Consider the following 25,384-nt stretch of genomic DNA (forward strand, 5'->3'; position numbering starts at 1 on the left):
TGTATTGGTAATATTGTAATAGAACGAGTTTAAGGAGAAAAACTTTCACTGATTGCACAGGCAATTATGACGTGATGGCGAGAATGGTCAGGCCGTGAGTGGCTAAACCTAAATTTGACCAAGTGCATAGAGAGCACGTTGACCTGATAAGGAGCTACTCAGCGAATTCCATCAGGGACTGACGCGGTTTAATGAAACCGGACATTCCAGTTAAGAGAAAGCAATATACAAAGGAATACAAATTAGATGCAGTCAGTCTGGTATTGGATCAGGGCCATACGACATCGGAAGTATCTCGGAGCCTGGAAATCAGTGCCAATATGCTGAGGAGGTGGATCAGGGAATACCAGGCAGATGAAGCTGATCAGTCATTCCGGAGTAATGGGAAACTGACACCGGAGCAGGAAGAAATACAAAGTGACAACCAACAGCAATCACAAACAACCTGTGTTCGAGAACAAGCTGAATCGACAGTTTGATGTTAAAGCCCCGAATCAAGTCTACGTTGGCGACATAACCTACATTTGGACCCGGGAAGGCTGGCTGTGTCTGCCTGTCGTCATTGATTTGTTTTCCAGGAAAGTAGTTGGCTGGAGCATGAACTCAAGAATGAAAGCGAGGTTAGTCTGTGATGCATTGAGAATGGCTATCTGGCAACACCAGCCACAAGCAGGATTGATAGTACAGTCGGATCGCGGATCGCATATGCCAGTAAAGAATACCGACGACTCCTAAAAATACATGGCTTTACCGGTAGCATGAGTTGTTTGGAAAATTGTTGGGATAATTCAGCGGCTGAAAGCTTTTTTGGCAGCCTCAAACAGGAGCGAATCCACTGGCGGCATTACCAAACCCGTCATGCAGCACAGCAAGATGTGCTGCAGTATATTTCCATGTTTTATAGCAGCCATCGACCGCATTCATACCTGGGGTACAAAAGCTCGAATCAATAGGAAGCGGAAACAGAAATATTGAAAAAATCGCTTAACTGGGTTGTCCGCTTTTACTTGACCAGGTCATATTGAGCGAAATACTTGCCGAGAATTCTTTCGTTTTGCTCCCTGACTACTCCGTAACACTCGCAAGTGGTAGCCAACAGGCCCTTGCGATCGAGCAATTCTATTTTACCACGGGTGCGTTTTATAAGTCCTTTTTCCTGAAGCTGAGTAGCCGCGAGGGAAACACTTTCGCGGCGCACGCCCAATACTTGTGAAATTCGCGCTTGCGTCAAATTAAAAACGGTAGATCGTAAAGTGTCATTATAGATCAGTAAATAGCGGCACAGCTGCTGTTCAATGGAGTGCAGACGATTACAGATGATACTTTGAGAGAGTTGAACTATCAGCGTCTGTGTATAACATAAACAAATTTCCTGAAAACATGGTAATTCCTCAAAAAATTTCTCTGCGTATTTAGCCTCCATGACATAAGCTTGACCAGGATTCATGACAACTGCTCTTTTAGCCATTCGGGCATCTCCGACAAAGGTTACAATGCCAACCATACCTTGCCGACCTGTCATTCCAACCTCAATCGAATTTCCGTCTTCTGTATCGTAGAGCATGCAGATCATGACAGTAGTAGGAAAATAGATATGCTTACGCCTTTCATCCATTTCCCACAAGACCTGATCCATTTCCAGATCGACCAGCCTTAACGAAGGCTTAATCACGTCGAATTCGTTTTGTGGCAAAGCCGCTAAAAGCTGATTCTGTATTTTAGCAGCTACTTCTTCAACCGTAGACATATTGATACCTAGACCGCGATCTTTATCTGCATTGTCAGTTGACCTGAAAGTCTTTATTTTTAGAAAATCGTTAGTAACCGTGATATTAGCATATTAAAGTCTGAGGTATTATGATTTTCAAGGAGTCCGAAGTTTCATAAAATGAAGACATGAAATGGAGGATGGAGATGGAATTACCCCGCACACAATATAGTCAGGAATTTCGGAAGGAATCAGTTAAGTTTTTCAAAGAAAGCGGATTGACTCTGGTTGAAGCAGCAAAACGGCTGTCGTTACCCCAAGGGACACTAAAGAATTGGGTTTATGCTGGCAAACGAGGAGAACTCGCTGCAGTAGGCAAGCATCAGAAGCTGCTGATCGAACTTGAACAGGGCATCCAGAGTTAAACGGGAATTAGCAGAAGTGAAGATGGAGCGTGACTTCATAAAAAAGTGTGCTGGAGATTCAACCGGTCATAGCAACACTGCTGAAATTTTCTGTGATGGCGATAAAAAATTCAACGTTTTTCTTGGCCGATCATTTAACTCTTCTGCCATCATGTCGAGTTGCTCTTGTGAATAAACGGATAGATCGGTCTTTTTAGGCATATATTGACGCAGTAGTTTATTAGTATTCTCATTGGTTCCTTTTTGCCAAGGTGACTTAGGATCACAGAAATAGACTTTGATATCGGTATCAATAGTGAACAGTTTGTGCTGCGCCAATTCCATCCCTCGATCCCAGGTCAACGTTTTTTTTCAGTTGCTGGGGCAGCTCAATGAATTTTTGGGTGATAGCGCTAACCACAGCATGAGTATCGTTCCCGGTTAATTTAACCAGCAATGTATAACGGGAACTTCGCTCGACTAAGGTTGCGATATACGACTTTTGGGTACCGCAGATTAAATCGCCTTCCCAGTGTCCCGGGATGATCCGATCGTTCACCTCTTGCGGCCAATCATGGATGGATACCGCATCAATATTAGCGCCTCGGGCATTGCCTTTGGTATTGAAGTGCTTGGATTGACGCATCACCCGTTGCGTCCGCAACTGCCGGAGTAGCTCTTTTTTTAAAGCACCGCGCGATTGAATGAACAGCGCTTTATAGATGGTTTCGTGTGAAATATGCATAGCCGATGCTTCAGGATAAGTTTGTTTTAGCCAACCCGCCACTTGTTCTGGTGACCATTTGCTAGCCAGTTTATCCGATACGATAGCGCGTAAGTTGGCGTCGTCATTAAGCTTACAGGTTTTTGGCCGTTTGGCTTTCATCCAGGCGCGTCTATCGGCTGCTACAGCACGGTATTTCGATAGTCCGCCATTGCGGTTGATTTCTCGGGAAACCGTTGACGTGGTCCTGTTGAGATTTCTGGCAATCGCTCTAAAGGATAAATTAGCCGATAGGCCTCGTGATATTTCCTCACGCTCTAGTAACGACAAGTCCCTGACCGAACGTTTGGGTGGCGATGGCTTTATTCCACCGGATTTTTGTAAGTAGCAAAATACCGAACCGGCATGTTTATTCAATTGCCGGCCGATTTCACTCAACGATTTGCCTTCTGACCATAGCTGCCACATGGTTTCCTGTTGATGATAAGTAAAACTTCGTTTTGAGGGTTGATGATTCATGAGCTCACTCCAAATGTAAACTATACAATTTAAGTGTTGCTTTCATCCATTGAATCTCCAGCGACGTATTTCGCCAAGGAGTCACGGTGAGATACGGTCTGATTGAGTCGATGCGACGAAGCTATTCGGTTGGGCTCATGTGTCAAGTATTGAATGTTTCCGAGAGCGGCTCTCATGCTCAAAGAACGCGCCCGCTTTGTAAACGTAAGCGGGAGAATAGAAGGCTGGAAATAGAAATACTGGCCGCACACCAACGTACACGAGAGACCTACAGTGCAAAGCGCTTGCATCATGATTTGGCGGATATGAGAGCTGGTTGTACTTGGCTGGAATAAAAGATCTATTTAATGGCGAACTGGTGGGCTATGCCATGAATGAGAGAATGACCAGGAGCCTGGTTATACAGGCATTATTTCGTGCAACAGCGAAAAAATATCCGGACAAAGGACTCATTGCTCACTCGGATAGTAAGAATACATGCACCAGATTTCAATAATGAGTTGACTCAATTATTGAATGAGTAATTATTGGAGCTCTGGTGCCGTAAGGGTTGCCAAGTTTCCTGACCCCCACTCTGATCGACCACAATTTGTGTCATTCCTCGGATCTGTCGGTTACTTGGCAACATCTGACGGTGAGGTTTCACCTCGCCTTTGTCTGTGACCCAAGAAGGGCCTGATCGCTTATCTCTTTACTGTCTTGTCCTGACAATCGGTTTCGGTGAATCCCTATCAATAACTGTATTCAAAATGGGGAACGAAAATGAATAATCAATCATTATCCAATCATCAAACCATTGTTGGGGGAGTCGATACACACAAAGATCTTCATTTCGTCGCTATAGTCGATGCCTATGATCGAGTACTTTCCAGTAATTCTTTCCCAACGACGCGACAGGGTTATAAATCAATGTTGGATTGGATGCAATCTTTTGGTGAGGTCAAGCGCATTGGAATAGAATGCACAGGGACTTATGGTGTAGGCTTGTTAAGATATTTACAACAATTTGATATCGAAATTTTAGAGGTTACTGCACCAGATAAAACAATTCGGCGCAAACGTGGTAAAGACGACACAATTGATGCGGAAAATGCGGCGCATGCAGCATTTGCTGGTATACGCACCGTCACACCTAAAACGCGTGATGGCATGGTCGAATCGCTACGGGTTCTCAAGATGTGTAGGAAGACCGCCATTGCAGCTCGCCGTATCGCACTACAAATGATCCAAATGAATATTATCTCTGCGCCAGAAGCGATTCGTGAATCACTACGCACAATGACTCGAATGCAATTAATCCGTACCCTTGCTGCCTGGCGACCAGATCTGAGTGGGTATCGTGATATATCAACTGCATACAAAATTGCATTGAAATCGCTTGCACGACGATATTTGGAGTTACATGACGAAATTGCAGATTTGGATGTGATGATTTCCGTCATTGTTGATGAATTAGCCCCCGAACTGATTACAGGCAAAGCCATTGGATATGAATCTGCGGCACAGCTACTCATTACCATAGGAGACAATCCGGAACGCTTAAAGTCTGAAGCTAGCTTTGCGGCGTTGTGTGGTGTCAATCCAATTCCTGCCTCATCAGGCAAGGTCAATAGGCACAGGTTAAATCGTGGGGGTGATAGAGCGGCTAACAGCGCGCTGCATATTATTGCTATAGGACGATTGCGGATAGACGCCAGAACTAAAGAGTATGTTGAAAAGCGTTTAACTCAGGGTCACACTAAACTTGAAGCACTTCGTTGCCTTAAACGTTATATCGCAAGAGAGGTATATTACACTTTGAGAAAGAGAAATAATTTAATCAATAGCGCACAAATTGCAGCTTGACATTTAGAAGGGCATCCGCGGCAGCCAATACTGTGCGCATGATTACCAGAATTTATTGCAACAATTTGGCATGATCGCTTCCATGAGTCGCAAAGGGGACTGCTATGATAATGCTCCGATGGAAAGCTTCTGGGGATATTTAAAACCGAGCTGGTGCATCATCGGAGATTCAAAACACGGCAACAAACCATTCAGGAGATTACCGAATATATCGAAATATTCTATAACCGACAGCGCAAGCAAGAAAAATTAGGTTATTTATAGCCTGCACAATTTTCGCAGCAGTACTAGGCAAATCTACTCGCTGCTTAAACCTATGGACTCCATTTTTGACAACATACCTCAACCAGCACTATCACTGATTTTATAAGACTTGTCTTTGAATTTCGCTTGACTAATAGCTATATGCGTAAGCATATGATGGTATCTCGTAAAGTTGCTTGAGGAACTACCACCAAAATTATGGTATGTAAAGCTTTCTTATGAGATTATCTGATATATAAATGTGCATTAAAACTTAACTAATTCAATGCATTTGATACGATATGAAACTTTCTGAAAACCTTTATTGGTGCCGAGAGGGGGAATCGAACCCCCATGATGTCACCATCGCGGGATTTTGAGTCCCGTGCGTCTACCAATTCCGCCATCTCGGCCAAAACATTTTACTGTTCTTGAATAAACAGAAAGCGCGATTATCACTGAAAACCCGGTGTACAGCAAGCAGCATGGTGGAAAATGTACTAATGGAAAGGGCACTCGCTACCCTAAACAACATCGATGCGCCACAAGTAAGTGGCATCTCATATAGTGTGGTAGTTCAATAAAGCCGGATATTGAGCGGCACTTTTGAACTGAACAATCTGAGAGAAAATACTGCTAGGGTATTTCAATACATGCGGCCAGATCCTTAGCTAGTGTCTCCAGAATAGCCGCTTCTTTTAGCCCATCGATCAGGTTCCTGGGAATACCTGACAACCCGGTTTGAGCGCCTGCTAGTGCACCCGTGAGAATAGCGCGCGCCTGGTTTTGTCCACCGCCATTAACAGCATTGAGTACAGCCGATTCAAAATCGCTGGGAAAACGAGCTGCAAGATAATAGGCAGCAGGCAATTGGTGATAAATGGCACAAGGCATGCCATAAACAATCGATACTTTCCATGCCGGCTCTATACGAATTTCCGGATCATTAACGGCTGCGGCCATATACGAAGGTGTCAGCAATGCATCCGGTGAGGCGAACCGTCCTGCGCGAGGCGGGTCAGGATCACCCGGACGTGGCATTTGTAAATTATCCCGCGTTACTACATGAAAGGGCAGTTCGCCTTTTTTTACTAATTTCATGAGCTTCCCGGACAACTCCGTATCCAGAGCATGTCCCTGAATCAAAAGGCTCAATACTGCGCCATACGCGACAGTCAGTGATACTACGATTTCATCAGATTGGGTCAGGAGGGTATTTTGGGTTATCGCATCGGCAAGCTGACCAGGTTTCAGTGCATAGCGGACCGCAATGGCAAGGGTACGCTCTATGGCTTCAGTCGTATCGGCGTGACTACCGGTTTCCCCCCAAGGCAGTTTTTGCTGCACCCGCCGCCGCCATACCTCACGAATTGACTGGCTGGTGTACCCGCCGGGCCCGCTCACCGGTGTCCCATCGAGTAGGGGTAAAAGTTCTTCATCCAGACGGCGGCAAAAATCTTCTGTATCATAGCCGCCCCGGTCAACTAGTGAACGCACCATAAGCGTGAGAATGAAACCTGCTTGCGATAACTGGCCGCCTTTAAGGCCTGCATGATACCTATCAGGTTTGGGATCAGTATAGGAACTGATCCACTCCCCATAATCACGTCGGAGATCGTCCAGACTATAGTACCAGTGTGGGCCGAGGGCCAGTGCATCACCAATGAAAGCGCCCATGATGGCGCCACTAGCACGATCCTGAATGCTCTTTTTCGACATATGCACCTCCTATATACAAAAATAGAGATTGCAATCTTGGAACCACGTCTTACACATAAAGTTTTCCAAGGCATTCTATCATGTGACTAAGCGCGGTAATACACGGGAAGGTATCCATGGCAACGATACTAATCTTCAACAATGCTGTCTGCTGCATCCTCGAACCTTGATCTGAGCCCTAATGCAGTTGTAAAGTAGGTGAAAAAGAGTTAATAAAGCCTCTAATGCAAGGCAAAGTCACAACACAGTTTGTGTCCAAATGGTTCCGACTTAGAAAAGAGAGAAGCATGAAGAAACCAATAATAATCATATTATTAATTTTACAACCCCCGCTTCTGGTTGGCTGTGTACACAGTATTTTTCACTCCAATCCCAAGGATGGAGAAAAATCCGCCTTCATTCGTGCGCTGGAAGAAGACACCTCGCAATGTAGGCAAAGTATCGAGAAAACAACACTTCCTAACACCCGCGACAAGATTTTCTGGATATCCGGCCTCAGCGAACCTACCTTGGCCATGCAAACTGACACGAGCTATATTCAGGAAAAAGAAAAATCAGAAATCGCCAAGCTATACCAACTGGTCGATTTTTGCCAGAGCATCTATCGCAGAACCGTTACTTCATTCATTAATGATGAATACGGAGAGTATTTCAAAAATCACCTGCTTTCAAAACATAAGAATCTAAATGATCTTAATGGTGGCATGATTACTTATGGCGCTTATAATCGAACTGAAGTCGAACTCAGTAAACAATTGATTACGGATTTACGACTGTTGAATGAGAAATACCCTGCTCAGGCCAGACAACCACCCACTCAGTACAATCTAACCTACCAAAATCCCTTTACCACACAACGAGTAACTTCAAGATTTATGCAATTCTTATTTCTCGATTTAATTTTGTATTTGCCGATACTCATTTTATAGTAAGTAACTGATTATATTTAATTAATATTTGTCACAGCTGATAAAATTAATCAACTGACCAGCATCTCAACGATTTCCTCAAAACCAAGGCAATGCTCGAGAACAAGCTGTACATAGCACGATAAGTTTATCTCCAAACCAATATTCAAAGCCTTGCCTTGGCAGCAGAGTCCATGTAGTCTTCTCAAGTTATTAATCGCCTTAAATCAGACAGCTACAACTAAAGGAAATCATGAGTATTTTACATAAATGGCATTTTTTCCGCTCCGGCGGTTTCGATCAAGTTCATCTAAACTCAAGCGCTGACTTAAAATCACTGGGCGAGCTCGACCCTAAACTCTGGGCAGCACTGAGTTGCCCTACCGATCATTTGGAATTTGATGCTAAAACACTCGAATTCATAGATACCGATAAAGATGGTCATATACGCGTACCGGAAATTATTGCAGCCGTGAATTGGGCAACATCCCTGCTAAAGAATCCGGAAGACATGATCCGGGGATCAAATTCCCTGCCTTTGAATGCTATCAATGATGACACGGCAGAAGGCGCTATTTTACTGGCATCGGCAAAAGAAATATTGCTCAATATTGGCAAAGGCGAAGAGCCCGCAATCACTGTTGAAGATACGGCAGATTTGAACAAGATTTTTGCCAGCACAAAATACAACGGGGATGGCATTATTCCTTCGAGCGCCGCGTCGGAACCCAATACTCAAACTGTCATTGAGGAAATCATTCTTTGTGTCGGATCGGAGGAAGATCGGTCGGGTTTGCCAGGCATCTCTGAAGAAAAAGTCAAACAATTCTATCTGGAAGCGAACGCTTTTTCTGAATGGTGGCGGGAAGCTGAGAAAGACTCGATCAACATTCTGCTGCTGGGCGACGAAACGGGTGCTGCTCAGGCAGCATTCGACCGCGTTAAAGTTAAAATTGATGATTACTTTACACGCAGCAAATTGGCAGAATTTGATCAGCGCGCCAGTGATCCGCTGAATCCCGCGCTAACCGAATATGAAGCGTTGACAAGCAAAAATCTATCCGCGGATTCTGAAGAAGTCGCTGCTTTCCCTTTGGCAAAAGTCGAAGCCAAAAAGCCGCTTCCGCTCGATAATGGAATTAATCCTGCGTGGATCGAAGCTCTGGCTGAGTTCAAAAAGAAGGTTGTCATTCCCTTGTTGGGCAATAAAGATAATCTAAGTCATGGAGATTGGCAGGAACTATGCAACAAATTCGCTGCTTATCAGGCATGGTTGAAAGCCAAACGCGGCGCTGCCGTTGAACCGCTAGGAATCAAACGTGTTCGCGCCATTCTGACAGGTGGATACCATGACAAAATCATGCAACTGATTCAGAACGACAAGTCACACTCCGGCACTGCGGATGCCATCAATTCGGTGGAAAAGTTAATTCGCTTTCACTGCCATCTTTTCCAGCTATTGGATAATTTTGTATCTTTTCACGATTTTTACACCGCCCAGAACAAGGCAATTTTTCAGGTGGGATCGCTCTATCTGGATGGGCGTAGCTGTGATTTTTGCTTGCACGTTACTGACATCAACAAGCACAGCAGCATGGCAAATTTAAGCGGCACCTATCTGGCCTATTGCGAATGCCAACGCAGAGGCGATGATAGTCAAAAAATGAATATCGCCGCAGCGTTTACGAACGGGGATGCCGATAATCTGATGGTAGGACGGAATGGCATTTTTTATGACCGCAAAGGCCAAGACTGGGATGCAACGATCGTAAAAATTATCGAACACCCTATCAGCGTCCGCCAAGCTTTCTGGTATCCGTATAAGCGGATTGGTAAAATGATTGGGGAACAGATCGAAAAAATGGTCAGCGCCCGGGAAAAAGCCGTGCAAGATCAGGCTGCTTCCGGAATAGCCAACACCGCACAAACAGCAGAGGCAGGCAAAACCCCTCCCGCTCCGTTTGATGTCGGCAAATTTGCCGGTATTTTTGCGGCAATTGGACTGGCCATCGGAGCGATTGGTACCGCGATTGCATCTGTCGTTACAGGATTCATCAGTTTAGTCTGGTGGCAAATGCCCTTGGCAATTCTTGGTCTGATTCTGTTGATCTCAGGCCCATCGGTTATTCTTGCGTTTCTCAAACTACGTAAACGCAATCTGGCACCATTACTGGATGGCAATGGCTGGGCAGTAAATACGCGCGCCATTATCAATATTCCCTTTGGCGCCTCACTGACAAAAATGGCTAGCTTACCGCCCGGCGCCCAGAGATCATTGGTTGATCCTTATGCCGAAAAAGAACGTCCATGGAAACTATATTTGTTTATCATACTGCTGCTAAGCAGCATCCTATTATACCTTTGGGCGAGTGATCACTTTAACCCAGGCACTCGCGAAGAAACACAGAAACAACTCTCGGATAAGAAAAGTGAAACCATCACTGAAGACAAAGCAAAACTTGATAACCCCGGATCAAAAAATAAAATTCCTGGTGCATCCCAATCCGTGAACAGCTTACAATCCGATACCAAAGTTTCTACAGACCAACAATCGGGATCGTCATCAGCAACAATTGTTCCAATACCCAAACCAACCAGTCATTGAAAAACGGGTTTATACTGTTTTAAACCACAAACCAAGATTGGTGCAATTCTTACCAAGCGAACTTGAAGGATTGTATCAATCCAGCTCACTATCAATATCTTGACAGCCGCTAGCCAATAAAGTCTACTATCAGCAGCCTATCAGGCTTTGCACCCCCACTTGCAACAGTTAAAACTCATTTCCGGTAGATTGACCATGAAGGAATCATTGCGGTGTTTTCAACGTTTAAAAATTTCAGTTTTATAACAGCGCTTGGTTATCTGGTATTTTCCGCAAGCTGGCTCGCATTTGCTTATTTCTTAGGACGATTGATTCCGCATCAACAATTATGGTTTGCTTTACTGGTAACACTCATATTTGCCTTACCAATTTACTCTGCTGCTATTTATGCAGTAACCATACAAAGAATTTATCTTTCCAGTCAATTCAAGAAACTCGGTATTTTGCACTGGTTATTCACCCGGCGGATTTTAGCGTATATCGCGTGGTTGCTGTGGTCGGTCATTTTTGCATTCTTATTGCTGTTTTATCTTGGTGCAGCTGAGAAGCAGGAATGGATCGCATTTTTTGCAGCAATCCCCGTATTCGCGGCTATGTATGCTGTTTTTTTTCCTTTGGCTACACGTGAATACAGACCCTACATTGCCGTGCACAAATCTTTATCTTGGTCACGCTGGGTAACTGCGCTGATTATGGCCGTATTTTTTGTAGTTTTCATCAACCACAGTGACCTTAATCGCCAATATTCGTCACTGGCTGAAGCGATTATGATGGAAAGCAAGCATTTGGATGGAACCACAAACAGTGCTCTGATTCTTGAAACCAATCGGTTTCTGGGTTTTATAGAAGGCACAAAACGCTATGCACTCAGTAGCTTGCACTCATTCAGTGCTATATTTTATCTAGGCGCGGTTTTTTTGGGCAGCTTAGTGTTTTTCTTCAATGTAGCCTTGGGCATTTCCAGTTTCATGGTTCCTTTATCCGAATATCGCCGCGTATTCGCCCCGATACAGGATAGTGATGATCCGCCTGCGGTTTCCCCGTGGGCTTGGGGTATCACATCAGCGTTAGCCACTTTTTTTGTTTTCTTCATTTATGTACCGTCCACTGTCTACGTCGATGCCTGGATGCGTTCCAATCCGGAAACTGTCGATGAAATTCGCGCTTCTCAGCAAATTGTCATTCAGACAGTGGAAAAAATTGGAGATGATTACTACCAGCCCGGAACTGCGGAACAAATCGAGCAGGCTTATCTCGAAAGCTTGCACAAATTGGAAACTTCAATCGATCAATTGCGCAAAACTACTGAGCTAGGATTTAATCAAATGATTGATAATGTGGATGATTATCTCGATTGGTATTATAGCTTGCCCGGCGAATATGAGCGTATTGTAGCGCTTGCTACCGGCGTATTGGAAAACTGGATGGCGGAAAAACTGCAGAATTATCTGATGCAAGGCAATGCATTCGGTCCGGTACAACAATCCATTGAAGATCTGTTACAGAATAATCTGCAATTGCGCGCTGAGCATTTGCAGAAAGTTGAACGCATACTCAATGAAAATCGCGTTGATCTCATCGATAACTCCCAACTGGAAATTATTCGTCAGGCCTCGTTAAGCGCACTGAAAGAGCCACCTACGCACAGTGTGATTGTCAATCTGGAAAATCGTATGCTGATTTCCGGCGGAATAGGTACCGCCGGTGCAATCACCGGTGCGATTGCCGGCAAGATCACAGCGAAAGTAGCCGGAAAAGGTATTATCAAGCTGGGAGCACAAGCGCTGATCAAAGTGACCGCCGGCAAAGCAGTCAGTGCCTTAGGCGGAGCCGCAGCAGGCGCCGCAACCGGCATGGCGCTGGGCTCATTCATTCCCGGTATTGGAACGGCCATCGGTGCAGCCATTGGTGGTATCATTGGTGGCATTACCATTGGATTAACAATCGAGAAATTGCTCTTGATGCTTGAAGAAGCATTCTCACGTGAAGAGTTTAAGCATCAAATCCTTGAAGCCATTGAGGAAGAGCGTATCGAATTTGAGAAATTCTTAAACACTCCAGTTTTACTGGATAAGCCTTGATGACATGGTCGGAAATTGAGAAACATCCTGAAGTCTTCCAGAAACCCAATTAGCTTGCTCCTACTGATAACCTTAATCTTTAAAATTTGAATGGAACATGACATTACACTGATCACCACGATCGCAGCAGGTTTTGGTTTGGCTTTGGTTTTTGGCTTTATCGCTGAAAAACTGAAAACCCCCGCATTGGTTGGCTATCTATTAGCCGGAATTGCAATCAGTCCCTCCACACCGGGATTTGTCGCGGATATTGACATTGCCTCGCAATTATCGGAAATCGGTGTAATGCTGTTGATGTTTGGTGTCGGATTACATTTCTCCTTGAATGATCTGTTAGCTGTCAAGCGTATCGCCGTACCAGGTGCAATCGTGCAAATGACTGTTGCAACTTTACTGGGTATGGCCCTGGCCGATTGGTGGGGGTGGGATTTTGGCGCAGGGCTGGTACTAGGCTTATCATTATCCTGCGCCAGTACGGTCGTGCTTCTCAAAGCAGTTGAATCACGAGGGTTACTGGACACCATGACCGGTCGAATTGCGGTTGGGTGGTTGATTGTTGAAGATTTAGTTACAGTTTTGATTCTAGTGCTACTGCCATCATTTGCTACCATGCTGGGAGGATCAAATGGAGCTGAAACGACAACGGAACCCCTGTGGCAAACAATCGGAACCACTTTACTGTTAGTTTCGGCCTTTATCGCAATCATGCTTGTTGTCGGGCTGCGTGTATTACCGTGGTTACTATGGCAGGTTGCACGCACCGGCTCACGCGAACTGTTCACGCTGGCTGTGGTTGCTGCCGCCATTTGTATCGCCTATGGCGCTGCGGCATTGTTTAATGTGTCGTTTGCATTGGGCGCCTTCTTTGCCGGTATGGTAATGCGCGAATCAAAATTCAGTCATCGCGCTGCGGAAGAATCCCTACCGCTCCGTGATGCTTTTGCAGTGTTATTTTTTGTTTCCGTAGGCATGTTGTTCGATCCTACCGTATTGATCGATGAGCCTATGCATGTGTTAGCGGTGGTCGCAATTATTATCGTGGGAAAATCAATAGCGGCCATGTTGCTGGTGCTGATTCTGCGTTATCCATTGAATACTGCATTGACAGTGGCGGCCAGTCTTGGACAAATCGGCGAATTTTCGTTTATTCTGGCCGGCTTGGGGCTCACTCTTGAATTGATGCCCGCAGAAGGGATGAGTCTGGTACTTGCGGGTGCGCTGATTTCTATTGCCTTTAATCCGATTGCATTTGCCGTTATTGCGCCTCTGCGTAATTTGATCTTGAAACATTCTGCCGTGGCACGCAAATATGAAAGCCGGGATGATCCCTATGCTGAGCTCCCGATGAGTACCGAACGCAAATTTTTGCACGGTCAGGTTGTGCTCGTCGGCTATGGTCACGTAGGTGAACGTATTGCACAGGCACTTAGGGGACAGGATATTCCGTTTGTCGTTGCTGAGCAAAACCGTGAGCTGGTACAGGACTTGCGAAAACAGAATATTAATGCGGTATCCGGGGATGCGACAGAACCCTCGGTATTAATTCAGGCCCATATTACCGACGCGGCAATGTTAGTCATTGCAATCCCCGATCCGTTAAATGTTCGCCAGATGATTGATACCGCACGTACCTTAAACCCTGAAATCGAGATTGTATTACGCACCCGCAATGAAGATGAAACGGCATTACTGCGCCAGGATAAGGTGGGCACCGTATTTTTCAGTGAAGAGGAGCTTGCTAAAAGCATGACTCATCATATATTGCAACGCTTTGATACAAATTCAGAGAATGACACAATAAAGCACTAAGTGAAAATTTTTGCACACCCACAATAATGAGATTACCGCAATGCTAGAGCAACACTATGTAGGTATTGATCAAGATGAAAATGAAGGGCTCACTCATCTAGGCCGCATTGTGCGCGATGCCTGGGTGTTCGGCATTTTGCCCGACTCCGAAACCTGCGCGGGCTGGAGTAGCGCGCAAATGCAGTCTCTCTATGAAAAGGTGTACGCCGCTTGGGAGCCGTATGCACACCTGCCAAGTCGTTTACCGGATGAATTACGTAAACGGCATACACAACTGTATGCGCAAGCCATTGCAAGGGCTAAAGAGAAAGGCTGGGATACCGAATTGGATGACGAGGATTAGCGCTTTACCGGAAAATGAAGAATCCGTGCCGGACCATCCAGCTTGACTTTATTGACCAAGCTCTTTAATGCCAGGGGGAATTCCCTTTGCAATCGAACCATGATGGCTGACATGTTCTCACGATAATAGACTACATCATAGACGACTGGCTGATTCAATGCATCACGATCTTCCCGCTGGAAATTACACCATGCAATATCAATCCAGCATTTACGCTCCCCGTCGACAAACACAAATTCATTGCTATCGACAATGGCCATATATTGCATGGCACGGATAGGTACGAACAAATGCCCGGTCGGACAGCGCGTTAATAAAGTAATGGTCAGATTATAAATATCTGCAGGTAGGTGGCGAGTCTCCCGATAGATCTCCGGATCACGGTAACAGGTAATCTCCATAATTGCTCCAGTTAAGTATTAAAGATTTAGATTATTGTTATAACCCCAAATGCTTCCGGCAACTCAGATGAGAAGCAAAATATCCATACTTGTGTTACCTTACCGCCGATAATCCAAGAACTCAAGGTAATGAACAATAATTTTTATTCATTAGCCAAACCGGGAAGTAAATTTTGTTAATCCAGCTAACAATCCCTATCCCTTACCAGAACAACATGTTATGTCACCGCCCAAGCTTTTAAATCATTTTATTTCTCGCCTAGGCCCTGGATTACTCTATGCGGGCGCAGCTGTGGGGGTTTCTCATCTGGTTCAATCCACTCAAGCCGGCGGCATGTTTGGATTGGAATTAATTATTGCGATTATTATTATTCATTTAATCAAATATCCTTTCTTCGAATTCGGCCCGCGCTATACCGCAGCAACGGGGCAGCATATCTTGCACGGATATTTAAAACTGGGGAAATGGGCCATATGGCTTTATCTACTCTTGTCGATATCGACCATGTTCATCGTTCAAGCCGCCATTACTGTAGTAACAGCTGGTTTAATAAAGAGTATTTTTGGCCTTGAAGGATTTGGCGGGCATGATCCCAAAATAATTGAATTTATTATCGGCAGTATTTTACTGCTGTTTGCTTTGATTTTGCTGGTCAGTGGTCACTATAAGCTTCTGGATAAACTGATGAAAATAATTATCCTGGTGCTCACAATCACTTCGGTTGCTGCTGTGATCATGCTGTTGTTTGACAACCCCGGACATCACAAATCCGCCACTGTATTTTTCTCATTTTCTGATACGGTGCATTTAGTTTTTTTGGCCACTTTTCTTGGCTGGATGCCCGCACCTCTCGATCTTGCCGTATGGCATTCCATTTGGGCTAAAAGCAAAAATGAGAGTAGCGGTAAGTTAACCAGCATGCAAGATGCCCTGTTCGACTTTAGGGTGGGTTATATTGGAACTGCTTTTCTGGCGATCTGCTTTTTATTATTGGGTGCGCTGGTGATGTATGGCAGTAACGTTCCTTTTGCGGCCGGAGGCGCTGCCTTTGCAGGACAATTGCTGGATATGTACAAACAAGCATTAGGCGAGTGGGCTTATCCCATTGTTGCCATCGCCGCATTGGCGACTATGTTCAGCACGACCTTGACCGTACTCGATGCTTTTCCACGCTCAATCAGCGCCTCCCTGGAATTATTATTCCCGCGAAAATCACTGCTGAATAATGAAAAAACCTATTTGGTCTGGCTACTGATTATTATTACAGGAACATTATTTATCCTCTTCTTTTATCTTACCTCGATGCGTGAAATGGTTAAAATTGCCACCATCGTCTCTTTCGTTGCAGCCCCGCTTCTCGCCGTACTAAACATGCAGGCCGTATTTAGTAAAAATATGCCCGATCAGTATCGTCCGGGAAAACTGATGTGGATTTGGTGCTGGTCGGGGGTTGTCGCTTTGTCCGGATGCTCGATTACCTATTTGTTATTACTTTAATTTTCCTGAGAAATAATATTTAATGCGCCCTACCCGCCTTGAGAAGCCAGCGGCTACCCGCAGCAATCTTAAAACAATTGCTGCACTGCTACCCTATCTATGGGAATTTAAAGTCAGAGTTGTGCTTGCGCTTAGCTTGCTGGTATTGGCCAAATTAGCCAACGTTTCTGTCCCATTGGTACTGAAGGAAATTGTCGATGCTTTGGATCAAACGCGCGCCGAACTGACGCTACCCGTTTTTTTGCTGCTGAGTTATGGCGTATTACGCCTGTGCAGCACTTTATTTGGCGAATTACGCGATGCCATCTTCGCCAAGGTGACGCAACGAGCGATCCGGCGTATTGCCAACAAAGTATTCAGCCACCTGCATTCGCTGTCATTGCGTTTTCATTTGGAACGACAGACCGGTGGAGTTTCGCGCGATATCGAACGCGGCACGCGCGGTATTTCATTCCTGCTGAATTTTATGCTGTTCAATATCTTGCCGACACTGCTGGAAATTGGTTTGGTATTGATCATTCTGATTAGCCAGTACGATATCCGGTTTGCCATCATCATTGTTTTGACCTTGTTGGCTTATATTGCGTTGACGCTGATCGTCACCGAATGGCGCATGATTTTCCGCCGCACCATGAACAATATGGACTCCAAGGCCAACACCCAGGCAATCGACAGTTTGCTGAATTACGAAACGGTCAAATACTTTGGCAATGAATCCTGGGAAGCCCGGCGTTACGATGAACATCTACAATCATGGGAAAAAGCCGCCATACGCAATCAAACTTCGCTGGCAGCACTGAATGCAGGACAAAGCGCAATTATTGCTGTCGGGGTCACACTACTCATGCTATTGGCAGCCGACCAGGTAATCGATGGCCATATGACGCTGGGCGATCTGGTGTTGATCAATGCTTTTATGCTGCAACTCTATATGCCATTGCATTTCCTCGGTTTTGTGTACCGTGAAATCAAGCATTCGCTTGCAGACATGGAACGCATGTTTACTTTGCTGGAAGAAAACAAAGAAATTCAGGACAAACCCGATGCCTGGATACTTGATGTCAAAAATGCGGCGATCCATTTTAATCATATAAATTTTAGCTATGAGCCTAATCGTCAAATTCTGTTTGATGTCAGCTTCGATATCCCTGCCGGGCAAAATATCGCTGTTGTAGGTCACAGTGGCTCAGGAAAATCCACACTGGCGCGTTTGTTGTTCCGCTTTTATGACGTGCAATCAGGCTGCATCCAAATCAATGATCAGGATATCCGTGACGTCACGCAACAAAGCTTGCGCAGTGCCATGGGTATCGTGCCACAAGACACCGTGCTATTTAATGATAGCATTTATTACAACATTGCATATGGGCGCCCGGATGCCACGACGGATGAAGTTTATGCAGCAGCAAAGTCAGCACATATCGATGATTTCATTGAAAGTCTTCCTGATAAATATGAAACCATCGTCGGCGAACGTGGCTTGAAACTATCGGGTGGTGAAAAACAACGTGTAGCCATCGCCCGCACCATTTTAAAGAATCCGGCCATGCTGATTTTTGACGAAGCCACATCAGCACTGGATTCACATTCAGAAAAACGGATTCAAGTCGAATTAAAACGCATCGCAAAGAATCGAACGACATTGACCATAGCGCACCGATTATCCACTATTGCGGATGCTGACCAGATCCTGGTCATGGATCATGGACGCATCATTGAACGTGGCACACATCAGCAGTTGCTGGCAATGAACGATCAATATGCGCGTATGTGGGAATTACAGCGACAAAAAGAAGCCGATCAAAATTCACCCCTAATTTTAACCGCTAGTTAACCAATTCAGCCATTCTCATTGACAAATCAATCTACATCAATCAGTTGCATACTGTATTTCTATAAATAGCGCATGGTTCGTTTTCTTGTTATCGATCTGAGTAAATAAAAAAGCAGGAAAACGCAGGGAAAACCAACCTTTTCTTCAAGAATGATTAAAGTCGTGATGTGCTAACTTCTCACTTCAGAATTTGCCATCAAACAATTGCGTATTTACATTCTAGGGAGTCATCGCAATGCTCGTATCGGTTGGTTATCTCATTATTATCATTTCAGTATTTGGCGGTTTTGCTCTGGCAGGCGGTCACTTGGCTTCTTTATGGCAACCTGTGGAAGTTCTCATGATCGGTGGTGGTGCTATTGGTGCGTTTGTGGTTGGCAACTCAAACAAAGCGCTCAAAGCCACGATGAAGGCTTTACCTACCGTTTTCAAGGGTTCTAAATATACCAAAGCGCTTTATATGGATCTGATGACATTACTTTATGAGGTGCTTGGAAAGATTCGCAAAGAAGGACTGATGTCCATTGAAGGGGATGTGGATGATCCATCGAATAGTCCTATTTTCACCAAATATCCGGATATCTTGGCCGATCATCATATCACCGAATTTATTACCGATTATTTACGGTTAATGGTCGGCGGCAATCTTAACTCTCTGGAAATCGAGAGTCTCATGGACAGCGAATTGGAAACGCATCACCAAGAAGGGGAAGTACCTGTTCATTGTGTCGCAAAACTGGGTGATGGGCTGCCAGCTTTTGGTATCGTGGCAGCAGTTATGGGCGTAGTACATACAATGGAATCCGTTCACCTCCCACCTGCGGAATTAGGCATTCTGATCGCTGCAGCTTTAGTGGGTACATTCCTGGGAATTTTGCTGGCTTATGGATTTGTCAGTCCACTGGCCGGTAAGCTCGAACATAATCTACATGAATCCAGCAAAATGTTTGAGTGCATCAAGATTACATTATTAGCCAATTTAAACGGCTACTCACCTGTGCTTGCGGTTGAATTCGGTAGAAAAGTGTTGTTTACCACCGAAAGACCTTCTTTCTTAGAACTGGAAGAACATGTTAAACAAAGTAAATCCCGGTAATTCATAGCAATGTCCACAATTTAATTTGCGAGAATATTTATGGCTGATGATCTTTCACAGCGCCCAATAGTCATTAAACGAATTAAAAAGGTGGCCGGTGGCCATCATGGCGGTGCCTGGAAAATCGCCTATGCGGATTTCGTAACCGCCATGATGGCTTTCTTTCTACTGATGTGGTTATTGGGATCATCAACCCAAAGTCAATTGGAGGGTATCTCGGAATATTTTAAAACACCGCTAAAAATTGCTTTCATGGGTGGCTCGAGCATTGGAGAAACTAATAGCTTAATCAAGGGCGGCGGCACAGATCTGACCCGTCAGCACGGTCAAGTTAAGAATGGAGAAATTATTACTAACGACAAAGCCAATAAGCAAGCAATAAAAGTTATTAAAGAACGGATTGAGTTGGAAAAGCTCGAAGGGTTAAAAAAGAAAATCGAGGAAGCCATTCAGGCTAATCCCCAATTGCAAAGATTTGCAAATCAATTGCTATTGGATATCACCACGGATGGGTTAAGAATCCAAATCGTTGATGAGCAAAACCGGCCTATGTTCGCCCTTGGAAGAGCCGAATTACAACCCTATACCAGAACCATTCTGCGTGAAATTGGCAAAATGCTGAACGAAGTAACTAACAAAATCAGCCTCTCCGGCCATACGGATGCAAAACCTTTTCCGTCCGGTGATAAAGGTTACAGTAACTGGGAACTTTCCGCCGATCGGGCCAATGCTTCCCGCCGGGAACTGATTGTAGGTGGCATGGATGCTAACAAAATGCTGCAAGTTGTTGGATTGTCTTCGGCCGTATTATTTGATAAGGATAATCCCCTTAATCCCATTAATCGCCGGATCAGCATCGTGGTAATGAATGAGAAGGCGGAGAAAGCGATTACTATGGATAATCCCACGGTTGATATCGATATGCAGGAAGAGCCCGCGAAAGATTTATTGCAAAATCCAGGAGCGAACGCTTTATAAACTTATAATTGTTTACTATGATGAAATTTCGGCATCCGGTTATTATCGCCCTGCTCACTCAGATAGCCACCTTGATAGGGGTTGGTTTCTTTATCGGAATCCAATCGGTAATCGTTTTAAATATCTTTGCATGGGCTATCGTGCAGGGATTGCTGGCGGGGCTTGTGAGTTATTGCCTCAGAATGCCGTTGTGGTGGATTCCGATCCATTTTATTTTTATGCCCTTAGCGATTGCGGTATTAGCACTGAATATTTCACCCACGTGGTTCTTGATACTTTTTCTTTGTTTATTACTCACCTACGGCAAAACTTATAAAACCCAGGTACCCTTGTATCTTTCAAGCAAAAGCGTGAGTCGGGCACTGGCAGCATTATTACCTCAACGCGATCAATTTTCCTTTATTGACCTTGGAAGTGGATGTGGGGGGTTAGTCAGCAATCTGGCAAATACTCACAAAAATGGTTCTTTTTATGGCATCGAACATGCCCCTTTACCTTTTCTGATCAGTCAATTAAGAAACATGTTTTCTGCTTCAGCCAGTAAAATCGTATGGGGTGATTTCTGGAAACATGATTTCTCAAACTATGATGTTGTATATGCCTATTTATCCCCGGTTCCGATGGCTTCGCTGTGGCGAAAGGTCACTCAGGAAATGCGCCCCGGAAGTTTTCTAATCAGTAATACTTTTATTATTCCTGATATTCCACCTGACAAATGTATCAAGCTTAATGATTTCTCGAATTCCACGTTATATCTCTGGAAAATTTAACGCCCTGATTTTAATCGCCTACGCCCGACGCCATGTTGTTCCCTGCGAACTATCTTCAAGAATGATGCCCTGTTCCTGCAGTTGTTTCCGGATTGCATCCGCATCGGAGTAACGTCCCTCTTTACGAGCGTTTATACGCTCCTGAATCAATTGCTCGATTTCATCGTGCGCTGAGGGATTTAATTCACTGCTAGCCGTCTTATTTTGCAGATATTCTTGCGGGTTCTGCTGCAAAATCCCTAGCAAGCCACCGAACGCCTTGAGTAATCCAGCGTGTTCTCTTGACCCAGTTTTGTTGATATCGCTGGCAAGATCAAACAATATAGCAATTGCATCCGGCGTATTAAAATCATCATCCATTGCCTGTTTAAATTTTTGTGCATAGGGATAATCCCAATCGACCATCGCAACACTAATGGGCTCAACCTCTTTTAATGCAATATAAAGACGATCAAGTGCCAGTTTTGTGTCTTTCAAATGCTGATCTGAATAATTGAGTGGACTGCGATAGTGCGCACGCAAAATAAAAAAGCGCACCACCTCAGGTTGGTATAACTTCAATATCTCACGGACAGTAAAGAAATTGCCCAAAGACTTTGACATCTTTTCGTTGTCAACGCGAACAAACCCATTGTGCATCCAGTAGTTGACAAATGGATGATCATGCGCTCCCTCACTTTGCGCAATTTCATTTTCATGATGCGGAAACTGTAGATCCTGACCTCCACCATGAATATCAAAATGCTCCCCAAGAAATTGCTCGCACATGGCTGAACATTCAATGTGCCAACCTGGCCGTCCTGGCCCCCAAGGGGATTCCCAGAATGGTTCGCCGGATTTTGCTGATTTCCACAATACAAAATCCAATGGGTCTTTTTTGCTCGAATCAATATCTACGCGCTCACCCGCCCGTAGATCATTCAAAGATTTACCGGAAAGCTTGCCATAACCAGGAAAGTTGTGAACAGAGTAATAAACATCCCCATTATGAGCTTGATAGGCGAGGTTCTTTTCAACCAGCGTACCAATCATTCGAATCATGCTTTCAACATGATGTGTCGCGCACGGCTCATGAGTGGGTGATAAAACGCCTAATGCCGCAGAATCCTCATTCATGGCTTGAATAAAACGCTGCGTTAGTGCTCCAATTGATTCATTATTTTCTTGTGCACGTTTAATGATTTTATCGTCAATATCAGTAATATTTCGCACATAATTGACAGCAAAATCATTCGCTTCAAACCAGCGAACAACCGTATCGAATACAACCAGAACTCTCGCATGACCCAAATGACAATAATCATAAACGGTCATTCCGCACACATATAGCTTAACTTTTCCAGGCGTAATCGGAACAAAATCTTGTTTTTCACGGGCGATTGAGTTATATATTTTAAGCATAAAGCCAATGGATAAATTTTGGAATTACTTGTCTTTTTGATAGAATCCAGAACCTTCCCGGATGCAACCGGAATGGCCGATGAGTATAACATAATGTGGATTTGAATCTCCGCGCAACTAACAATGAGGACACACTAACCATGTATTTTCGCCAAATTTTATTTTTTCTGTTTTTATTCTCGTTTCCTCTGTATGCTAATGCAGAAAATATAAAAGTTGAAATGAAAACGAATGTTGGAAATATTGTCCTTGAGCTTTATCCTGACAAAGCACCCAGAACCGTTGAGAATTTTCTACAGTATGTAGACGATGGTTTTTTCACAAATACGATATTCCACCGGGTAATCGCGGGCTTTATGATTCAAGGCGGCGGATTCGATACCGCATTCAACCAGAAACCGACACGGGCACCCATTCCAAATGAGGCTGCTAACGATCTGAAGAATGGGCCCGGCACAATCGCAATGGCACGAACATCAGATCCGCATTCTGCATCAGCCCAGTTTTTTATTAATGTCGCCGATAACAAATTTCTTAATTTTAAGGCACCTAATCAAAGTGGCTACGGCTATGCAGTATTTGGAAAAGTCATTTCCGGCATGGATATCGTCAACAAAATTGCATCAATGCCGACCGGATCAAAAGGTCCTTTCTCAAGCGATGTACCGAAAAACAATGTTATTATCGAAGAAGTCATTAAACTACCCGTTAATATTCAATAATAAGAACGACAAATAAGCAAAGGATCAACAATGGTTAGATTGAAAACCAATTTAGGTGAAATAAAAATTGAATTGGATAACGAGAAAGCGCCTGAAACCGTACAAAATTTTTTGGAATATGTAACCAACGGATTCTATGACAACACACTGTTTCATCGTGTTATCGATGATTTCATGATTCAGGGGGGTGGATTTGAGCCTGGAATGAAACAGAAAACACCCCGAGCACCCATTCAGAATGAAGCCGCTAACGGCCTAAAAAATGATACTTACACCATAGCGATGGCACGTACCGCCGATGTGCATTCAGCGACAGCGCAATTTTTTATCAATGTAGCCAATAACGGATTTCTAAATTATAAAGACCCATCCTCGCATGGCTTTGGATATTGTGTATTTGGTAAAGTGATTGAGGGCCAGGATGTGGTAGATAAGATAAAGAAAGTTAAAACCGGAAATTCTGCCGGACATCAGAATGTTCCTATTGATGATGTCATTATCCAGAAGGCTGAAATAATTTAGTTACGTATAGAATTGTGTTCAATAATTTTGAACTCATTGTCATGCTTAACACACTAGCTATAGCGCCAAGCCTCGCGCTAAATCAGTTTGAAGATCTTGCACCGATTCTAATCCTACTGCAATCCGCAACAATCCATCAGATATCCCCGCAGCGTCCCGTGCTTCCTGACTGATTCGCGCATGGGTCGTCGTAGCAGGGTGAGTCAACGTACTCTTCGTATCGCCCAAATTGGCAGTAATTGATATTAAGCGGGTCGAATCAATAACGCGCCAAGCTGCTTCTTTACCCCCTTTAACTTCAAAGGAAACAATACCTCCACCTGATTTTTGTTGTTGTTTTGCCAATTCATATTGCGGGTGAGACATTAAGCCGGGATAAAAAATGCGTAACACATTTGGATGGGATTCAAGCCATTGGGCCAGTTGCAGCGCATTTCTAGAATGCGTTTCTACACGAATCTTAAGTGTTTCCAGCCCTTTAAGTATAACCCAGGCATTAAATGCACTAAGAGTTGGCCCGGCTGTTCGTAAAAATCCATAAATACCGCCCTCCATTAATACATCGCGCTTGCCTAGTACCGCGCCTCCTAATACCCTTCCCTGCCCATCTAAATATTTGGTAGCAGAGTGAATGACAATATCTGCACCCAGCTCGAGCGGTTTTTGCAAGACAGGAGTGCAGAAGCAGTTATCGACCACTAACCAGAGATTCGATTTCTTCGCAATCTCAGCTAATGCAGAAATATCAGATACTTCCGTCAATGGATTAGAGGGGGTTTCCAGAAAGAATAACTTGGTATTAGTTTGTATGGCAGCTTGCCATGAATGCACGTCAGTCGCCGCCACAAAAGTCGTTTCAATATTAAATTTCTTAAGTATGTTATTGAATAAATTTACTGTTGCACCAAATAAACTCCTGGACGCTATGATGTGATCACCGGCGGATAACAATCCCATGACACATGCAAGTATTGCGGACATGCCGGAAGATGTCGCAATACACGTCTCAGCGCCTTCCAACACAGCAAGCCTTTCTTCAAATGCTGTCACAGTAGGATTCGTAAACCGGGAATAGATATTGCCAGGCTCATCCCCGGAGAAACGGGCAGCGGCTTGTGCGGCACTATCAAATACAAAGCTCGAGGTTAAATACATGGCCTCTGAATGCTCGTTAAACTGACTACGATGGATGCCAGTATGTAGTGCAAGCGTTTCTGGCTGTAAGTGATCAGACATATAACGGGAACCTCAAGC

At 44.4% G+C, this 25,384-nt stretch carries 19 protein-coding genes, 1 tRNA gene and 4 pseudogenes; 17 read left to right on the plus strand and 7 right to left on the minus strand.

The features are described from left to right. Positions 1–191: 191 nt before the first annotated feature. Positions 192–953, plus strand: a pseudogene (locus ATY38_RS15355) (IS3 family transposase). Between the two features lie 50 nt (positions 954–1,003). Here the strand turns inward: ATY38_RS15355 and ATY38_RS01415 are convergent. Then, positions 1,004–1,747, minus strand: coding sequence for a Crp/Fnr family transcriptional regulator (locus ATY38_RS01415; protein ID WP_062557721.1), 744 nt, complete (start codon positions 1,745–1,747; stop codon positions 1,004–1,006). Between the two features lie 167 nt (positions 1,748–1,914). On the opposite strand from ATY38_RS01415, the gene ATY38_RS01420 reads away from it, so the two are divergent. Next, positions 1,915–2,133 (plus strand): transposase, encoded by a 219-nt coding sequence (locus tag ATY38_RS01420; RefSeq protein ID WP_074722820.1) that lies wholly within the window; start codon positions 1,915–1,917, stop codon positions 2,131–2,133. Positions 2,134–2,191: 58 nt separating this feature from the next. On the opposite strand, the pseudogene ATY38_RS01430 reads toward ATY38_RS01420, so the two are convergent. Further along, positions 2,192–3,355, minus strand: a pseudogene (locus ATY38_RS01430) (IS30 family transposase). A 65-nt stretch (positions 3,356–3,420) separates the two neighbouring features. Here ATY38_RS01430 and ATY38_RS16350 point away from each other — a divergent pair. From ATY38_RS16350 to ATY38_RS15360, 3 genes and pseudogenes are all read left to right on the plus strand, one after another. Further along, a pseudogene (locus tag ATY38_RS16350) lies at positions 3,421–3,821 on the plus strand (IS3 family transposase); the annotation flags it as partial. 296 nt (positions 3,822–4,117) lie between these two features. Then, on the plus strand, positions 4,118–5,200 hold the full coding sequence (locus ATY38_RS01440; protein ID WP_062557725.1) for an IS110 family RNA-guided transposase: 1,083 nt from the start codon (positions 4,118–4,120) through the stop codon (positions 5,198–5,200). A 16-nt stretch (positions 5,201–5,216) separates the two neighbouring features. Continuing rightward, positions 5,217–5,464 (plus strand): annotated as a pseudogene (locus ATY38_RS15360) (IS3 family transposase); the annotation flags it as partial. A 305-nt stretch (positions 5,465–5,769) separates the two neighbouring features. On the opposite strand, the gene ATY38_RS01445 reads toward ATY38_RS15360, so the two are convergent. Both ATY38_RS01445 and ATY38_RS01450 read right to left on the minus strand, forming a co-directional pair. Further along, positions 5,770–5,856, minus strand: a tRNA-Leu gene (locus ATY38_RS01445). A gap of 223 nt (positions 5,857–6,079) precedes the next feature. Beyond that, positions 6,080–7,162 (minus strand): ADP-ribosylglycohydrolase family protein, encoded by a 1,083-nt coding sequence (locus ATY38_RS01450; protein ID WP_062557726.1) that lies wholly within the window; start codon positions 7,160–7,162, stop codon positions 6,080–6,082. 287 nt (positions 7,163–7,449) lie between these two features. Here ATY38_RS01450 and ATY38_RS01455 point away from each other — a divergent pair, with 287 nt between their 5' ends. The 5 genes from ATY38_RS01455 (at position 7,450) to ATY38_RS01475 (ending at position 14,908) form a co-directional block, all read left to right on the plus strand. Continuing rightward, on the plus strand, positions 7,450–8,091 hold the full coding sequence (locus ATY38_RS01455) for a hypothetical protein (protein WP_062557727.1): 642 nt from the start codon (positions 7,450–7,452) through the stop codon (positions 8,089–8,091). 232 nt (positions 8,092–8,323) lie between these two features. Further along, the gene (locus ATY38_RS01460) at positions 8,324–10,675 is read left to right on the plus strand and encodes a hypothetical protein (protein ID WP_062557728.1); all 2,352 of its coding nucleotides are present in this window, start codon (positions 8,324–8,326) and stop codon (positions 10,673–10,675) included. A 212-nt stretch (positions 10,676–10,887) separates the two neighbouring features. Next, positions 10,888–12,756 carry a hypothetical protein gene (locus ATY38_RS01465; RefSeq protein WP_062557729.1) on the plus strand — a complete coding sequence of 623 codons (1,869 nt, stop codon included), beginning with the start codon at positions 10,888–10,890 and terminating at the stop codon, positions 12,754–12,756. A gap of 90 nt (positions 12,757–12,846) precedes the next feature. Next, positions 12,847–14,565 (plus strand): cation:proton antiporter domain-containing protein, encoded by a 1,719-nt coding sequence (locus ATY38_RS01470; protein ID WP_062557730.1) that lies wholly within the window; start codon positions 12,847–12,849, stop codon positions 14,563–14,565. A gap of 40 nt (positions 14,566–14,605) precedes the next feature. Beyond that, a complete protein-coding gene (locus ATY38_RS01475) occupies positions 14,606–14,908 on the plus strand; it encodes a hypothetical protein (protein WP_062557731.1) in 303 nt (100 codons plus the stop codon). Here ATY38_RS01475 and ATY38_RS01480 read toward each other — a convergent pair. Next, entirely contained in the window at positions 14,905–15,309 is a 405-nt protein-coding gene (locus ATY38_RS01480; RefSeq protein ID WP_062557732.1) for a hypothetical protein, read from the minus strand. The two genes, ATY38_RS01475 and ATY38_RS01480, sit on opposite strands and share 4 nt — an antisense overlap. A 220-nt stretch (positions 15,310–15,529) precedes the next feature. On the opposite strand from ATY38_RS01480, the gene ATY38_RS01485 reads away from it, so the two are divergent. From ATY38_RS01485 to ATY38_RS01505, 5 genes are all read left to right on the plus strand, one after another. Continuing rightward, positions 15,530–16,807: an NRAMP family divalent metal transporter gene (locus tag ATY38_RS01485; protein WP_062557733.1), complete on the plus strand. Its 1,278-nt coding sequence runs from the start codon at positions 15,530–15,532 to the stop codon at positions 16,805–16,807. Between the two features lie 22 nt (positions 16,808–16,829). Then, the gene (locus ATY38_RS01490; RefSeq protein WP_062557734.1) at positions 16,830–18,641 is read left to right on the plus strand and encodes an ABCB family ABC transporter ATP-binding protein/permease; all 1,812 of its coding nucleotides are present in this window, start codon (positions 16,830–16,832) and stop codon (positions 18,639–18,641) included. 235 nt (positions 18,642–18,876) lie between these two features. After that, on the plus strand, positions 18,877–19,737 hold the full coding sequence (motA, locus tag ATY38_RS01495; protein ID WP_062557735.1) for a flagellar motor stator protein MotA: 861 nt from the start codon (positions 18,877–18,879) through the stop codon (positions 19,735–19,737). A gap of 39 nt (positions 19,738–19,776) precedes the next feature. After that, positions 19,777–20,715 (plus strand): flagellar motor protein MotB, encoded by a 939-nt coding sequence (gene motB / locus ATY38_RS01500; protein ID WP_062557736.1) that lies wholly within the window; start codon positions 19,777–19,779, stop codon positions 20,713–20,715. Between the two features lie 17 nt (positions 20,716–20,732). Further along, the gene (locus ATY38_RS01505) at positions 20,733–21,485 is read left to right on the plus strand and encodes a hypothetical protein (protein ID WP_235590359.1); all 753 of its coding nucleotides are present in this window, start codon (positions 20,733–20,735) and stop codon (positions 21,483–21,485) included. An 18-nt stretch (positions 21,486–21,503) separates the two neighbouring features. Here ATY38_RS01505 and cysS read toward each other — a convergent pair whose 3' ends face one another. Then, positions 21,504–22,886, minus strand: a complete 1,383-nt coding sequence (gene cysS / locus ATY38_RS01510) for a cysteine--tRNA ligase (protein ID WP_062557737.1) — start codon at positions 22,884–22,886, stop codon at positions 21,504–21,506. Positions 22,887–23,026: 140 nt separating this feature from the next. Between cysS and ATY38_RS01515 the strand changes: the two genes are divergently transcribed. Both ATY38_RS01515 and ATY38_RS01520 read left to right on the plus strand, forming a co-directional pair. Continuing rightward, a complete protein-coding gene (locus tag ATY38_RS01515; protein ID WP_062557738.1) occupies positions 23,027–23,608 on the plus strand; it encodes a peptidylprolyl isomerase in 582 nt (193 codons plus the stop codon). A gap of 30 nt (positions 23,609–23,638) precedes the next feature. Next, positions 23,639–24,130, plus strand: coding sequence for a peptidylprolyl isomerase (locus tag ATY38_RS01520; protein WP_062557739.1), 492 nt, complete (start codon positions 23,639–23,641; stop codon positions 24,128–24,130). Positions 24,131–24,187: 57 nt separating this feature from the next. Here ATY38_RS01520 and ATY38_RS01525 read toward each other — a convergent pair whose 3' ends face one another. Continuing rightward, positions 24,188–25,366, minus strand: coding sequence for an O-succinylhomoserine sulfhydrylase (locus ATY38_RS01525; protein ID WP_062557740.1), 1,179 nt, complete (start codon positions 25,364–25,366; stop codon positions 24,188–24,190). Positions 25,367–25,384 lie beyond the last annotated feature (18 nt).

Source organism: Nitrosomonas ureae (assembly GCF_001455205.1).
GTDB classification, from domain to species: domain Bacteria; phylum Pseudomonadota; class Gammaproteobacteria; order Burkholderiales; family Nitrosomonadaceae; genus Nitrosomonas; species Nitrosomonas ureae.

Bases quoted from the DNA above. Each gene is read 5' to 3' on its own strand.
- ATY38_RS01415 (WP_062557721.1), bottom strand. From the start codon at position 1,747: ATGTCTACGGTTGAAGAAGTAGCTGCTAAAATACAGAATCAGCTTTTA.
- ATY38_RS01420 (WP_074722820.1), top strand. From the start codon at position 1,915: ATGGAATTACCCCGCACACAATATAGTCAGGAATTTCGGAAGGAATCA.
- ATY38_RS01440 (WP_062557725.1), top strand. From the start codon at position 4,118: ATGAATAATCAATCATTATCCAATCATCAAACCATTGTTGGGGGAGTC.
- ATY38_RS01450 (WP_062557726.1), bottom strand. From the start codon at position 7,162: ATGTCGAAAAAGAGCATTCAGGATCGTGCTAGTGGCGCCATCATGGGC.
- ATY38_RS01455 (WP_062557727.1), top strand. From the start codon at position 7,450: ATGAAGAAACCAATAATAATCATATTATTAATTTTACAACCCCCGCTT.
- ATY38_RS01460 (WP_062557728.1), top strand. From the start codon at position 8,324: ATGAGTATTTTACATAAATGGCATTTTTTCCGCTCCGGCGGTTTCGAT.
- ATY38_RS01470 (WP_062557730.1), top strand. From the start codon at position 12,847: ATGGAACATGACATTACACTGATCACCACGATCGCAGCAGGTTTTGGT.
- ATY38_RS01475 (WP_062557731.1), top strand. From the start codon at position 14,606: ATGCTAGAGCAACACTATGTAGGTATTGATCAAGATGAAAATGAAGGG.
- ATY38_RS01480 (WP_062557732.1), bottom strand. From the start codon at position 15,309: ATGGAGATTACCTGTTACCGTGATCCGGAGATCTATCGGGAGACTCGC.
- ATY38_RS01485 (WP_062557733.1), top strand. From the start codon at position 15,530: ATGTCACCGCCCAAGCTTTTAAATCATTTTATTTCTCGCCTAGGCCCT.
- ATY38_RS01490 (WP_062557734.1), top strand. From the start codon at position 16,830: ATGCGCCCTACCCGCCTTGAGAAGCCAGCGGCTACCCGCAGCAATCTT.
- motA (WP_062557735.1), top strand. From the start codon at position 18,877: ATGCTCGTATCGGTTGGTTATCTCATTATTATCATTTCAGTATTTGGC.
- motB (WP_062557736.1), top strand. From the start codon at position 19,777: ATGGCTGATGATCTTTCACAGCGCCCAATAGTCATTAAACGAATTAAA.
- ATY38_RS01505 (WP_235590359.1), top strand. From the start codon at position 20,733: ATGATGAAATTTCGGCATCCGGTTATTATCGCCCTGCTCACTCAGATA.
- cysS (WP_062557737.1), bottom strand. From the start codon at position 22,886: ATGCTTAAAATATATAACTCAATCGCCCGTGAAAAACAAGATTTTGTT.
- ATY38_RS01515 (WP_062557738.1), top strand. From the start codon at position 23,027: ATGTATTTTCGCCAAATTTTATTTTTTCTGTTTTTATTCTCGTTTCCT.
- ATY38_RS01520 (WP_062557739.1), top strand. From the start codon at position 23,639: ATGGTTAGATTGAAAACCAATTTAGGTGAAATAAAAATTGAATTGGAT.
- ATY38_RS01525 (WP_062557740.1), bottom strand. From the start codon at position 25,366: ATGTCTGATCACTTACAGCCAGAAACGCTTGCACTACATACTGGCATC.